This is a genomic window from Vibrio proteolyticus NBRC 13287 (assembly GCF_000467125.1).
GTDB classification, from domain to species: Bacteria; Pseudomonadota; Gammaproteobacteria; order Enterobacterales; family Vibrionaceae; genus Vibrio; species Vibrio proteolyticus.
Genome location: NZ_BATJ01000026.1, coordinates 18829 through 33400 on the forward strand (window position 1 = coordinate 18829; position 14572 = coordinate 33400).

Here is a 14572-nt window from a genome sequence, read left to right on the forward strand (position 1 = left end):
ATGCCCACCAAGGTGGGCATTTGCGGATGACGAGCAAGTGGGCTTACAGACCCAGCTTTTTCTCCAGATAGTGGATGTTCGTTCCACCGTGCTGGAAGTTCTCGTCATTCATGATGTCAACCTGCAGCGGCACGTTGGTTTTAATGCCTTCGATGATCATCTCACCCAGCGCATTTCTCATCCGTGCGATCGCAACGTCGCGGTTTTCACCGAAAGTGATCAGTTTACCGATCATTGAATCGTAGTGTGGTGGGACGGAATAACCACTGTAGATGTGGGACTCCCAACGCACGCCCATGCCGCCTGGCGCATGGAAACGTTCAATCTTACCCGGACAAGGCAAAAAGCGCACCGGATCTTCCGCGTTGATACGACATTCAATCGCATGGCCGCGGATCTTGATGTCATCCTGAGTGAACGACAGTGGTTGGCCTGCGGCCACACGCAACTGCTCTTTGATCAGGTCGACACCGGTCACCATTTCCGTCACTGGGTGTTCTACCTGAATACGAGTGTTCATCTCGATGAAGTAGAACTCGCCGTTTTCGTACAGGAATTCGAACGTACCGGCACCGCGGTAACCAATTTCCACACAGGCACGGGTACAACGTTCACCGATGTATTTGCGCATCTCTTCAGTGATGCCTGGCGCTGGCGCTTCTTCAACCACTTTCTGGTGACGACGCTGCATGGAACAGTCACGTTCGCCTAAGTGGATCGCACCGCCCTGACCGTCGGCAATGACCTGAACTTCAACGTGACGTGGGTTTTCCAGGAATTTCTCCATGTAGACCATGTCGTTGTTGAATGCCGCCTTGGCTTCGGCACGGGTCATGGCGATGGCCTGAACCAGCTCCGATTCGCTACGAACCACACGCATGCCACGACCACCGCCACCACCGGAGGCTTTGATGATCACTGGGTAACCGATGCGTTTCGCGTGGGCCTTATTTTTGATGTCGTCGTTGTCCAACGGGCCGTCTGACCCGGGAACACAAGGCACGCCCGCTTTTTTCATTGCGTTGATGGCCGACACTTTGTCACCCATTATGCGGATGGTGTCTGCTTTCGGGCCGACGAAGATGAAGCCGCTGCGTTCTACTTGCTCGGCAAAATCAGCGTTTTCTGACAAGAAGCCGTAGCCCGGGTGGATCGCAACCGCGCCAGTGACTTCGGCAGCAGAGATGATGCGTGGGATGTTCAGGTAGCTGTCGATACCACGTGCCGGACCAATACAGACAGTTTCGTCTGCCAGTAGGACGTGTTTAAGATCGCGGTCGGCGGTGGAGTGCACCGCGACGGTCTTAATACCCAGCTCTTTACAAGCGCGAAGAATGCGAAGCGCAATTTCGCCTCGGTTCGCGATGACTACTTTATCTAGCATAATGCTGCCCCGCTTATTCGATAACAACGAGTGGTTGGTCGAACTCTACTGGCTGGCCGTCTTCTACCAGAATCGCGGTGACCACACCGGACTTGTCGGCTTCGATCTGGTTCATCATCTTCATCGCTTCTACGATGCACAGGGTGTCGCCAGCGCTGACGCTTTGACCCACTTCAACGAACGCTTTCGAATCTGGGCTTGGCGAGCGGTAGAAGGTACCGACCATTGGAGAAAGAACCTGGTGACCTGCTGGTACTGCTGCCGCTGGTGCTGCCTCTTCAGTTGCTACCGGAGCCGGTGCAGCAGGGGCTGGTGCCGCCGCTGGCATCGCTGGAGCCGCGTAGTGGATAGGGGCTTGCATTGGCGCCGTGCCGCTGTTGCGACTGATGCGTACCGATTCTTCACCTTCAGAGATTTCCAGCTCAGCAATGCCAGACTCTTCAACTAACTCGATAAGCTTTTTAATTTTACGGATATCCATGTTTTCTTTCTCTTTTATCTTGTGAATAAGACAGCCCTGATAAGGACTGCAGAGCGTCTGTGGCTACTTCGCCTGCAACTTCTCAATGGCCGCAGACAAAGCGAATTCATACCCTTGTGCGCCCAAACCACAAATCACCCCTTCGGCTTTGTCCGACAGGTAAGAGTGGTGGCGGAAAGGTTCACGTGCATGTACGTTGGACAAGTGCACTTCAATATATGGGATGGCAACCCCAAGCAACGCATCACGCAGTGCAACACTGGTGTGAGTAAACGCGGCTGGGTTGATGATGATGAAATCCACCTGGCCGTAAGCCGCGTGGATTGCTTCAATCAGTTCATATTCGCGGTTCGATTGCAAATGGCTCAGTTCAATGCCCGCTTTTTGCGCTTGATCGGACAATTTCTCTACGATCTGTTGTAGAGTCTGCGAACCGTAGTGCGCTGGCTCGCGGAGCCCCAACAGATTCAGATTCGGTCCATTAAGGACGAGAATGCGTGATTTTGTCGACATTGTGTAGTCATTTTCCTTTATCGTGTTGCGAATTAGAATATTCCCACATTCTTTTTAATTCAGCATGATTTTTTTGTTAAAAATTCGCTGTAATTAAGAAATTGACCAAGATTATAGCTAATTCAGCGCAAATGGCAGCAATTTACTGGTCTAATCTCCTATACTATCGCGCTGAAATTCTGTAACCAGGTTAACAGAACGCACGTTTGACCGCCTGTCGGCGGGCAATCGCATCCGCTTGGGGCAATAAAAAACCGCCACACAGAGGTGGCGGTAAAGGAGTACAAAAGGGGAGCCTTACATCAGTTCGGCTTTTTCTTTGATCAGTTTATCGACCACACTTGGATCGGCGAGCGTGGATGTGTCCCCCAGATTACTGGTGTCGCCTGTGGCTATCTTACGCAGGATGCGACGCATGATTTTGCCGGAGCGGGTTTTCGGTAGCGAGTCGGTCCAGTGCAGAACATCAGGTGTGGCAATCGGGCCTATCTCTTTGCGCACCCAGTCTTTGACTTCTTTGTGCAGCTCGGCCGACGGGAATTCACCATCGTTGAGGGTGATGTAGGCATAAATGGCCTGGCCTTTGATATCGTGTGGAATACCGACGATCGCCGCTTCCGCGATTTTTTCATGCGCGACCAGCGCTGACTCGATTTCGGCGGTGCCCATGCGGTGCCCGGATACGTTGAGCACGTCATCAACCCGGCCGGTGATCCAATAGTAGCCATCCTCGTCACGACGCGCACCATCACCGGTAAAGTACATGCCTTTAAAGGTGGAGAAGTAAGTCTGCTCAAACCGGTCATGATCACCATACACAGTGCGCATTTGCCCAGGCCAGGAATCGAGGATCACCAGGTTGCCTTCGGCGGCTCCTTCAATGAGGTTGCCCATGTTATCGACCAGAGCCGGTTGCACGCCGAAGAAAGGACGGGTTGCCGAACCGGGTTTCAGTTCGGTGGCGCCTGGCAGGGGAGTGATCAAAATGCCCCCGGTCTCGGTTTGCCACCAGGTATCGACAATCGGCGAGTGTTCATTGCCGATGGTTTTGTAATACCATTCCCAGGCTTCCGGATTGATCGGTTCACCGACCGATCCCATGATACGTAAACTGTCACGTTGGGTGCCTTTCACCGCTTCGTCGCCTTTGGCCATCAACGCACGGATGGCTGTCGGTGCGGTGTAGAGGATGTTGACCTGGTGTTTGTCGACCACTTCACTCATGCGGCTGGTGTGTGGGTAGTTGGGCACGCCTTCAAACAGGATGGTTTTCGCCCCGTTCGCCAGCGGGCCGTAGACCAGATAGGTGTGGCCGGTGATCCAGCCGACGTCGGCGGTACACCAGAAGGTCTCGCCTGGCTGATAATCGAACACATACTTGAACGTCATGGTTGCGTACACCAGGTAACCCCCGGTGGTGTGCAAAACCCCTTTCGGTTTGCCAGTCGAACCTGAGGTATAGAGGATAAACAGCGGGTCTTCGGCTTTCATTTCTTCGGGCGGGCAGTGATCCGACACGCTGGATGTGGCCGCGTGCCACCAGACATCGCGATGCTCGTGCCAGTCGATGTCGCCGCCGGTGCGCTTGAGGACTACTACTTTATTGATGGTTTTCACGTCCGGGTTGGTGAGCGCTTCATCGACGTTTTTCTTCAGTGGCACCGCGCGTCCACCGCGCACCCCTTCGTCCGCTGTGATCACCACTTTTGCGTCCGAGTCGATGATCCGCCCAGCCAGCGCTTCGGGTGAGAAACCCCCAAACACCACGGTGTGCACCGCACCGATTCGGGTACAGGCCAGCATGGCGACTGCCGCTTCCGGCACCATCGGCATGTACAGACACACCACGTCGCCTTTGTTCACTCCTTGCGCTTTGAGCGCGTTGGAGAAACGGCACACTTCCTGATGTAACTGGTTGAAGGTGAGCGTTTTGTCGTCTGCCGGATCATCGCCTTCCCAGATGATCGCGACGTCGTCGCCGCGCTCGGCCAGGTGGCGGTCAATACAGTTGGCGGAGACGTTCAGTGTGCCGTCTTCGAACCAGCGAATGTCCACATGGCCAGTATCGAACGAGGTGTGTTTGACTTTGCTAAAGGGCTTGATCCAGTCGACGATGTTGCCGTGTTCTCTCCAGAACCCTTCCGGGTCGCGCACCGATTGCTGGTACATGGCCAGATAAGTGTCATTATCCGCATGTGTCGTTGCTTTAATATTGTCTTTGACCGGATAAATGTGGGCTTCACTCATTACGTATCTCCTTGTGAATTCTGAGACATCCTTTTTTGAAACCGGCGCAAACCGCCGGCAGGAAAATCTGCTGTAGTATAACTGTCTGTCACTGCACCGGATTCGACAATTAGACTTTAGGATGAGAATGACGTTTACGCTGAAAAACCAGCGGCTTATAGCGAGTTTTGCGAACAGGATCGACCCACAGGCTCGCTGCGTTAGCGGACATAAGGGAAATTGAGGCTCGGCAGGTCGCCTTTGGTCAGGCGCACGTAGACCAGCGCTGCGGAAATGGCATCCTGCAGCGCATCGTGTTTGTGCTGAATCGGCAGACCTAGGTGGTGGCAGATCGCATCCAGACTGAGGTCGAAATAAGCGTTGGGCAAATGCTGCTCCAGTTTGTCGTGGTAGATCTGACTGACTTCAATCACCGGGTTGGGTAAAGGGAATCCCAGTTGACGGCGACAGGCCAGATCCAGAATGCGTTTGTCATACCGGATGTGATAGCCGACCAGAGGCCGGTTGCCGATGAAATCGAGCAGGCGTACCAGCGCATCTTTTTCGCTGATGCCGTCGTGCAGATCCTGATGACGAAGATGGTGGATTTTGACGGAGCCGGAGTCGAGCGACTGCGGCGCTTTGAGTTTGACTTCAAAGGGCCGGCTGGTGATCACCCGATTGTCGATGATTTTGGTCGCTGCGATGGTGACCAGCTCGGCGCGCTCGGGATCGAGGCTGGTGGTTTCACAATCCAGCGAGACGTATTCAGATTTGTCGAGTGGGCCAAACAGGGGGCGATAGGCCGAGCCTTTAAGCCTCAGATACCAGTATTTGCGTGTCAGCCAGTTCATGTCAGTGCTCCTCAGTCCCGGATCTGGTAGTGATAGCCGAGGAACTGTTTAAATTTTTTCACCGCGTGCAAGCTGTGGCGCAACAAGTCACGCTCAGTGCGGTCGAGGTGATTGGGGTCGATATGGTTGTCGATACTGTAGGTCGACAACTGCTGAGCCAAGCGCAGTTTAAAGAACAACTTCAATGCTTCGCTGAGATTGTCTGCCGTCTCTGGTTCCAGAATCCGTTTGCGGCGCAAGGCATCAATCCGTTCAAAAGTGTTTTTCTCCGGCAGCGCGTATTCCAGTGCCAGAGCACGAATGCCGTGCACCACCGGGAAAATCCCGCCCCGTTTGATGTCCAGCCCGTCTTTGTCTGTTTTTACGTTGCCAAACAAGCTTAGGGGCACTGAGAACTGCAGTGCGGGGCGGGTAAACTCAGACAGCACCAGCATGCGGTTTTTCATGCGCTCGCGCAGGTGCGCGGCGACCGGCTCCAGAAGCTGGCGGTTGCCAGCGACGGCATGGGCATCGGCGATGATGGCCAGATCCATCACGGATTCCGGTTGTGCCCGTTCGATCCAAGTGGACAGGGTGGCTTGCCATTCGCTCTGACTCTTGACCCATTTGGGATTATTGACCATCACTTTGCCTGGACAGAGCGGGTAACCAAGCTGCACCAGGGTGTGAGTGAGCGTTTCCATCACGGCCTGACATTGATGCCATTGCAGGCCGTCTTTGATGATCAGGGCGTTGTCCTGATCGGTTTTTAAGATCTGCTCGCCCCGTCCTTCGGACCCGAGCACCAACATGCAACAGTGATCGTGCAGTGCCGGTGGCACTACCAGCTCAAATGCTTTTTCAATGATCTGTTCATTGACGGCCGAAATCAGCTCCATGATAAAGCGAGTGCGGATGCCGTTTTTCAAAAGGCTTTCAACCAACTGACGCTGACGGTTGGAGGCCAGCGCCAGTTCCTCCACGCTGCTGGCGCGGGCAATACTCAGTGTCAGCACGTGCGAGTGGGTCGAGAAGGCGCTGAGTATCTGGGTCATATCGAGCATTCCGACGGCGTCCTGGCCGTCGGTGACCATCAGGCGCTTCATTCGGTTACGCGTCATGGTGATCAGGGCATTAAACAGGAAATCGCCTTTTTCGACGTGAAACACCGGGAAAGTGGCGATGCGCCCAACTGGTGTGTCCTGCGTATGGCCGTCCAACATTACGGCGTGCAGCAGGTTGGTTCGCGTGACGATGGCATACGGATGATGAGCACCAGGCTGATCGAGCAAACGGATATCCGAGTCATTGAGACGCACCAGTGCGGCGTCCGCCCCACGCGCTTTGAGTTGCTGGGTCACTTGATTCAGCGCTTGATCCGGCTCTAGAATCATCGGCGGATGATAGATCGAAGCGTCGACTTTGGTCAGAATGAATTCGGCCAGGTTTTGCTGCTGCTGAGCGGCTTCTATCAGCTCCTGACGCCGGGCGAGGTTATTGTCAAAATAAGCCGCGAACTGGCCGTTGCTGTGATAAAGCTCAAGGAACACCGCTTTGGGTAACAGATAGGCGAGGGTGTCTTCCAGTGCCACGTACTGATGGCGTGCCTGTTCGTCAAACATCGCTCGCACGTCAAACAAATCGTCGTTGGCGTAATGCGCAAAAATCTCGTTGCCATCGGCGCTGCGCTCTTCCACCACCCCTTTGATCAGTATGTACAGGTAGTCACTGGCTCTATCGGCTTTGAGCAGAGATTCGCGCGCACGGAAGTAAGCTACGTCGAGTGAACTGCGCAGTGTTTGCTGCTGGCTGGCGCTCAGCCGGTCAAACGGCGGAGACTGCATATTGAATTTATCTGGCATAGAGGCAACCGAAATAAAGGACTCATTCAAGTGTGACAAATCCTGCCAATGCCTCCAGACGACTTTGGTCTAATGTCGTGGCAGCGTATCGAATAGGGAAACAGTTCGTTGCGTAATATTCCCTTTTTATTCAAGCTACTCGCACTCATAATATTGAGGTTTTTATCGCTCATTTTTTCAGGATCTTAGACATGTTGAAGCCCTCTCCGTACGGCTGGATTTCCCAATACTTCATCGGTTTTTTCTTTGCGTATGGAGTATATCTGCCGTTTTGGGCGTTGTGGTTTAAAGATCAGGGGGTCTCGGCGGCCGACGTCGGTGTGCTGATGGGGATCGGTTTTGCTACGCGCTGTGTGGCGAATCTGGTGCTCACCCCTCGTATTCACAAGGCGGAGCATCTGATCCCGGCGCTGCGTGGCTTGAGCGTGACCGCGTTGGCGTTTGTTGTCTTTCACCTCTTTACCGGCGGCAGTTTCTGGATGATGGCTTTGGCTACGGTGCTGTTTAACCTCTGCTGTGGGCCGATTGTGCCATTGTCCGACGCGATGGCGAATTACTACGCGCGCCTGAAGATGCTCGATTACGGCCGGACTCGTTTGTGGGGCTCCGTTGCGTTTATTGCTGGCTCGCTGGCGGTGGGCTATCTGGTCAAACTCTATGGCGCCAATATGATCATTTACACTGCGCTGGTCGGGGTCGCGTTTTCGATTTTGGTGGCGGTGCGTCACCCGGCACCGATGCCGGTCACTCAGCAGGCAAGCCATCAACCACGACCGAAACTCGGCCAGTTGTTGTGCGAATGGCCGGTGGTTAAGTTTCTGCTATTGGTGGCGCTGTTGCAGGGAAGCCACGCCGCGTATTACGCGTTCAGCTCGATTTACTGGAAAGAAGCGGGTCATTCCGAGGCCGTCATTGGCTATTTATGGAGCCTGGGCGTAGCCGCAGAGGTGCTGTTGTTTGCGGGCAGTAAACGCCTGTTTGCCGGCTGGTCGCTACGGGCGATGTTTGTGGTGGCCGCGCTGGGGGTGATGGCGCGCTGGGGGATGACGGCGTCGACGACCGCGATCGCCGCGCTGGTGATGATACAACTGCTGCACGGGGTGACGTTTGCCATCGCACACATTGCTGCCATCCAGTACATTCAGCATGCCGAGCCACATAAGATGGTGGCACTGCAAGCGCTGTACAATGCGATTCCGCTCGGCGCCTTTATTGCGCTGATGACCACCTTGAGCGGGTGGGGTTACGAGCAATGGGGTGCTGGCGTATTCTGGGCCATGGCAGCCATGGGCGCCTTGGCGCTGTTGATTCGGGTGGAGGAACATCCCGGGTCAGTGCACGATGGCATGGCAGAGAAAGCGGAGGCCAAAGCACAGAATTAGACTCAAGCGATTGAGATCATTGAGCAGACTTTGTTAAATGAAACCTCCTCCTGAACGGCATGGCTCGCGGGGAGGTTTTTTCTTACCCAGCTGCAAGGATATCTGATGCAAGGATGGATAGTTATCCCGGTTTCGCTGATGTACCTGGTGTTGCTGTTTATGGTCGCCTGGTACGGCGACCGGCAGAGTCACTGGTTGGCGAAATGGCGCCCGTGGATCTACAGCTTGTCGATCGCGGTGTACTGTACCTCATGGACGTTTTATGGCACGGTCGGTCAGGCGAGCAACAACCCATGGTCGTTTTTGCCGATCTACCTTGCCCCGGTGATCGTGTTTACGCTGTTCTGGCGCGTCATTGCCCGGCTGATCTTGATCGCCAAGCGCGAGCACATTACCTCGATTGCCGATTTCATTGCCGCCCGCTATGGCAAATCTCAGGGGCTGGCGGTGGCGGTCACTCTGATCGCGGTGGTCGGTATCCTGCCGTACATTGCCTTGCAGCTGCGCGGTATCATGATGGGACTGGAAATCATCGCGCCCGATCTGACCACTCAATATGGTTATGAGAACTATCAGGTTTCCTGGTTTGTGGTGATCGCGCTGGCGATATTTACCATGCTGTTTGGTACCCGACATATCGATAATACCGAACACCACCGCGGCATGATGATGGCAATCGCATTCGAGTCGATTGTCAAATTGGTGGCTTTTTTGGTGGTGGGGGTGTTCATTGTCTATCTGGCGCTCAGTCGTCAGGACATCAATCTGGCGCAGATTGCCAGCGATACCTATCAGGCGCCCAATATTCCGACGCTGCTGATCCATACTTTTCTCACCATCATGGCGATCTTCTGTCTGCCGCGCCAGTTTCACACCATGGTGGTGGAAAATGAGCGGGGTCAGGACTTGCATACCGCGCGCTGGTTGTTTCCGCTCTATCTGATCCTAATGGGGGTGTTTGTGCTGCCGATCGCCTGGGTCGGACAGGGATTACTGAGCGGCAGCCCGGCGGATACCTACGTCATCAGCGTGCCGATGCTGGTTGGGGCTAGCGACATTGCTTTGCTGGCGTTTCTTGGCGGCACATCGGCGGCGAGTGGTATGGTGATTGTCTCGACTATCGCACTGGCGATCATGGTGTCGAATGATCTGGTGATGCCGTTGCTGCTGCGGCGAATGCGTCTCTCGCAGCGCAATTACCGCCACTTCTCCGGATTATTGCTGATCATCCGCCGCGCGCTGATCCTCTTGCTACTGATGGGCGCGTGGGGCTTTTATCAGGTATTGGGAAGTATTCACTCACTGTCTGCGATAGGTTTTCTCTCGTTTGCCGCGATCACCCAGTTTGCGCCGGCGCTGCTGGGCGGGATGTACTGGCGGCAGGGTAACCGCAAAGGGGTGTACGTGGGTCTGGCGGTCGGGTTCGCCTTGTGGCTGGTCACGCTGATGAGCCAGACCGACATGCTGGCCGGCAACGCTGAGTCAAATCTGCTGCTGTGGATGATCGCGCCGCCTCAGCTGCTTGATGACTGGGGACTGCGTCCGTCGGACTGGGGCATGGTGTTGAGCGTGGCCGCCAATGCGGCCTGTTACGTGGTGGTCTCCTTACTGACGCGTCCGAGTCTGAGTGAGCGCCTGCAGTCCGCCACCTTTGTCGGCGCGCCGTTGCCAGAATCGGAAAACATCAGTTTGTATCAGAGCCGGGTGACGATTGCGGAGCTGGAAATGCTGGCGTCCCGTTTTGTTGGTCGCCATCGGGTGCGCAGTGCGTTTCGTCAGTACTGGAGCCAGCAGCGTGAAACCTTGCTGCCTAATCAGCAAGCCCCTTCGACGCTGATCCGCCATACCGAACGGGTGTTGGCTGGGGTGTTTGGTGCCTCTTCTGCTAAGTTGGTGCTTACTTCGGCGCTGCAAGGCAGAAATATGCAGCTGGAAGAAGTGGCGACCATCGTTGATGAAGCCTCCGAGCTGTACGATTTTAGCCGGGGCTTGCTGCAAGGGGCGATTGAACACATCGGTCAGGGCATTGCGGTGGTCGATAAACAGCTGCGGCTGGTGGCCTGGAACCAGCGCTATCTGGAATTGTTTGAATTCCCGCCCGGTCTGATTCAGGTCGGGCGGCCGATTGCGGACGTAATTCGCCACAATGCCGAACAAGGTTTGTGTGGCCCGGGCGACCCCGAAGACCATGTCCGGCGCCGGGTGTATCACTTGGAGCAGGGGACCCGACACACCTCTTCGCGGGTCAGACCGGATGGCCGGGTGATTGAAGTTCAGGGGAATCCGATGCCGGGCGGCGGCTTTGTGATGAGTTTTACCGACATTACGGTGTTCCGGGAGGCGGAGCAGGCGCTCAAAGACGCCAATGAAACGCTCGAAGAGCGTGTGCACGAGCGGACGCAGGAGCTGGAGCAGCTCAACAAGAAGCTGGTGGCCGCAACGCAGCGTTCGGACCTGGAGTCCAAGTCCAAATCTCGCTTTCTGGCGGCGGTGAGCCATGATTTGATGCAGCCGCTGAACGCCGCGAGGCTGTTTGCTTCGTCGCTTTCTGAAGTGGCCAAAGAGGATGACAGTCGGACGCTGGCCCTGCACATTGAAAGTGCGCTTGGCGCCGCGGAGGATCTTATCGGCGATCTGCTGGATATCTCGCGTCTGGAGTCCGGCAAACTGGAGATCCACATGCACGCTTTTGCGCTGCGGGATGTACTGGCTAATCTGGATGCCGAATTCAGTGCGCTGGCCAGGCAGCAAGGGATCGATTTTACGCTGATCCCATCCGGGCTGTTTGTCAACTCCGATCCCAAATTGCTCCGGCGGGTGGTGCAGAACTTTCTGACCAACGCGTTTCGTTACAATCCGCACGGCAAAGTGGTGCTCGGCGTGCGCCGCTGTGGGCAACAGGTGCGGATTGAGGTATGGGACAACGGCACCGGTATCGATGAAGACAAGCAACAGATGATCTTCGAAGAGTTTACCCGCGCGAGTAGCGTGCGCTCTGATCAGGGGCTCGGGCTTGGGCTGGCGATCTCCAAAGGGATCGCTCATGTGCTTGGTCATCAGATATCCATGCGCTCGTGGCCGGGCCGCGGCAGTGTCTTCTCCATCACCTTAGATCGTGCTGAGCGTATTGCCCCTGTGGTGGCACCGAGCTTGGCTGAGCCGAGTAGTGTGGCGCATCTGCGTGTCTTGTGTGTCGACAATGAAGAGGACATTCTGGTGGGAATGGACAATCTGCTTGGCCGCTGGGGCTGCGATGTGCGCACTGCACTCGATCTGGTTCAGAGCCTCAGAGCGCTGGAAGACGGCTGGGTGCCGGATGTGATCTTGTCGGACTACCGTCTGGATAATGGCCGTACCGGGTTGGAAGTTTTGCAGCAGTGTCGTTTACGGCTCGGAGCGCGTTTTGCCGGTGTGATCATTAGTGCCGATCGCACACAGGATATGCTGGATGCGATTGAGTCGAATGGTTTTGGTTTTTTGGCCAAACCGGTCAAGCCGCTTAAATTGCGTGCGATCCTCAACCGGGTGGCGTAACAGGCCGGGTGCAAAACCCGGCTCGGGAAGTCAGTTGCGCTGCTTGTCGTCGAGCAGTGTCTGGTACACCACAAAGTCGGTCTCGGTTTCGCCGAAATACGTGGTGCCGTTGGCAGAGATAGCCACTCGCAGACGGCTTGTGTCGCTGCTTGGGGCTGGCAGGGTAATGGTCCAGTGCTGCGCGCTGTCATCACTGCGTAGCATATCGACCGGTGCTGCGGTCTGATCCGGGTGATTAACCAGGGATACCTTAACGCCTTCCAGCGGATAGTCGGCTTTCAGCGACAGGTCCAGTTGCTGTTTGCCAAGATGCTCCGAGCGGAACTGGACTTTAAAATCCCCATTTTCCATGTCGCACAGACCACTGGTGTAGCGGCAGTTGGATTTGCTGGCCAGTTTGTAAGTGGCTCCTTCCTGTGCTGGTTGGGCTTTTTCGCTGACCGCCATATCGGTGCCGAAATAAGCGATGATCGATAAGATAGGGGCGATCAACAGAGCAATAATAAAGTGCTTGTTTTTGAACATGTTTGGCTTCCTTGCAACAACAGCTATGGCGCTAACATACGCGATCAGGGCGAAGAAAAAAGCCCCCGAAGGGGCTTTTGTGTGATGGGTCGTTAATTAGTGTGATTGTGCTTCGCCGGCACCAACCGGTACACGAACATGCTCAACCAGATCTTTAACTTCCTGTGGCGTTTCGGTGGTCACTTTCGAGACCGCGAAGGCGACGATAAAGTTAAACACCGCACCGATGGCACCAAAGGCGTTCGGTTCAATACCGAGGAACCAGTTGCTGCCCCAGCTTTCCAGATATGTCCATTCCGGAATGAACAGGATCCCTTTGTGCTGGAAGACGTAGAACAGTGTGATGCCGATACCGGTGATCATGCCGGCGATCGCCCCTTCTTTGTTGATGTTCTTGCTGAAGATACCCATCATCAAGGCCGGGAAGATAGAGGAGGCGGCCAGGCCGAAGGCCAGCGCTACCGTACCGGCGGCAAAGCCCGGCGGATGCAAGCCGAGGTAGCCAGAGACCGCAATGGCCACGGCCATGGATATCCGGCTGGCGAGCAGCTCTTTCTTCTCGGAAATGTTCGGGTTGATCACCCCTTTGATCAGGTCATGGGAAATGGCGGATGAGATCGCCAGCAACAAACCGGCTGCGGTCGATAGTGCGGCAGCCAGGCCCCCTGCGGCCACCAGAGCAATCACCCAGTTTGGCAGTTTGGCGATTTCCGGGTTGGCCAGTACCATGATGTCGTTGTCCACTTTCAACTCATTGGTGTCTGCGTTGGAAGTGTACTGGATGGCGCCATCGCCATTTTTGTCTTCAAATTTTAATAACCCGGTGGTCTCCCAGTTTTTAAACCAGGCCGGACGTTCGTCATACACCAGATGCTGTCCCGGAGCCGGGTTGACCGTATCCATCAGATTAAGGCGTGCCATGGCAGCCACAGCAGGGGCGGTGGTGTAAAGAATCGCAATAAACACCAGTGCCCAGCCAGCAGAAGTACGCGCGTCGCGCACTTTCGGGACCGTGAAGAAACGGATGATCACGTGTGGCAGGCCTGCAGTACCGATCATCAGAGACATGGTGTAGACAAACATGTTGAGCGTGTCACCGCGCACCTGGGTGGTATATTGACTGAAGCCGAGTTCGGTCACCACCTGATCCAGCCGGTCAAGCAGATACTGATCGGTGCCCGCCATGGTGCTGCCCAGCCCGATCTGCGGCAGTGGATTCCCGGTCAGTTGCAGAGAGATGAATATTGCTGGAATGGTGTACGCCAGAATGAGGACGCAATATTGAGCAATCTGCGTGTAGGTGATGCCTTTCATCCCGCCCAGAACGGCGTAGATGAAGACGATACACATCCCGATGCCAAGGCCGGTCGCGTAGTCCACTTCCAGGAAGCGACCAAACGCAACACCCACGCCTTTCATCTGACCGATAACATAGGTCACAGACGCGATGATCAGACACGCTACGGCCACCACGCGAGCGGTTTTGGAGTAGAAACGCTCACCGACAAATTCCGGTACTGTGAACTTGCCAAATTTACGCAGGTACGGTGCCAGTAAGAGAGCCAACAGAACGTAGCCGCCCGTCCAGCCCATCAGGAAGACCGAACCACCGTAACCCATAAAGGCAATCAGGCCAGCCATGGAAATAAACGAGGCGGCTGACATCCAGTCGGCCGCCGTGGCCATGCCGTTGGCGATCGGGTTGACCCCGCCGCCAGCGACGTAGAATTCTTTAGTGGAACCGGCTCGGGCCCAGATGGCGATACCGATGTACAGCAGGAAGGTGGCGCCGACCACGAGATATGTAATTGTTTTAAGATCCATCTCTAAAG

Annotated in this window: 10 protein-coding genes; 2 read left to right on the forward strand and 8 right to left on the reverse strand. The window is 55.3% G+C overall.

All coding sequences use genetic code 11. The features are described from left to right. Positions 1–43: 43 nt before the first annotated feature. The 6 genes from accC to VPR01S_RS20160 all read right to left on the reverse strand — a co-directional run bounded on the left by accC (position 44) and on the right by VPR01S_RS20160 (position 7299). Entirely contained in the window at positions 44–1384 is a 1341-nt protein-coding gene (gene accC, locus VPR01S_RS20135; RefSeq protein ID WP_021707221.1) for an acetyl-CoA carboxylase biotin carboxylase subunit, read from the reverse strand. Between the two features lie 13 nt (positions 1385–1397). Then, positions 1398–1865, reverse strand: coding sequence for an acetyl-CoA carboxylase biotin carboxyl carrier protein (gene accB, locus VPR01S_RS20140; RefSeq protein ID WP_021707222.1), 468 nt, complete (start codon positions 1863–1865; stop codon positions 1398–1400). A 63-nt stretch (positions 1866–1928) separates the two neighbouring features. Then, the gene (aroQ, locus tag VPR01S_RS20145; protein WP_021707223.1) at positions 1929–2378 is read right to left on the reverse strand and encodes a type II 3-dehydroquinate dehydratase; all 450 of its coding nucleotides are present in this window, start codon (positions 2376–2378) and stop codon (positions 1929–1931) included. A gap of 297 nt (positions 2379–2675) precedes the next feature. Then, positions 2676–4625: an acetate--CoA ligase gene (acs, locus tag VPR01S_RS20150; protein ID WP_021707224.1), complete on the reverse strand. Its 1950-nt coding sequence runs from the start codon at positions 4623–4625 to the stop codon at positions 2676–2678. 200 nt (positions 4626–4825) lie between these two features. Continuing rightward, positions 4826–5458, reverse strand: coding sequence for a 3'-5' exonuclease (locus VPR01S_RS20155; protein ID WP_021707225.1), 633 nt, complete (start codon positions 5456–5458; stop codon positions 4826–4828). An 11-nt stretch (positions 5459–5469) separates the two neighbouring features. Next, a complete protein-coding gene (locus tag VPR01S_RS20160) occupies positions 5470–7299 on the reverse strand; it encodes a DUF294 nucleotidyltransferase-like domain-containing protein (RefSeq protein ID WP_040903213.1) in 1830 nt (609 codons plus the stop codon). Positions 7300–7490: 191 nt separating this feature from the next. On the opposite strand from VPR01S_RS20160, the gene VPR01S_RS20165 reads away from it, so the two are divergent. Both VPR01S_RS20165 and VPR01S_RS20170 read left to right on the forward strand, forming a co-directional pair. Next, on the forward strand, positions 7491–8681 hold the full coding sequence (locus tag VPR01S_RS20165; RefSeq protein WP_021707227.1) for a 3-phenylpropionate MFS transporter: 1191 nt from the start codon (positions 7491–7493) through the stop codon (positions 8679–8681). Between the two features lie 105 nt (positions 8682–8786). Further along, positions 8787–12215 (forward strand): PAS domain-containing hybrid sensor histidine kinase/response regulator, encoded by a 3429-nt coding sequence (locus tag VPR01S_RS20170; protein ID WP_021707228.1) that lies wholly within the window; start codon positions 8787–8789, stop codon positions 12213–12215. Positions 12216–12245: 30 nt separating this feature from the next. On the opposite strand, the gene VPR01S_RS20175 is transcribed toward VPR01S_RS20170, so the two are convergent. Both VPR01S_RS20175 and VPR01S_RS20180 read right to left on the reverse strand, forming a co-directional pair. Then, positions 12246–12740, reverse strand: a complete 495-nt coding sequence (locus VPR01S_RS20175) for a hypothetical protein (RefSeq protein WP_021707229.1) — start codon at positions 12738–12740, stop codon at positions 12246–12248. A 96-nt stretch (positions 12741–12836) separates the two neighbouring features. Continuing rightward, positions 12837–14564, reverse strand: coding sequence for a sodium:solute symporter family protein (locus VPR01S_RS20180; protein WP_021707230.1), 1728 nt, complete (start codon positions 14562–14564; stop codon positions 12837–12839). Positions 14565–14572 lie beyond the last annotated feature (8 nt).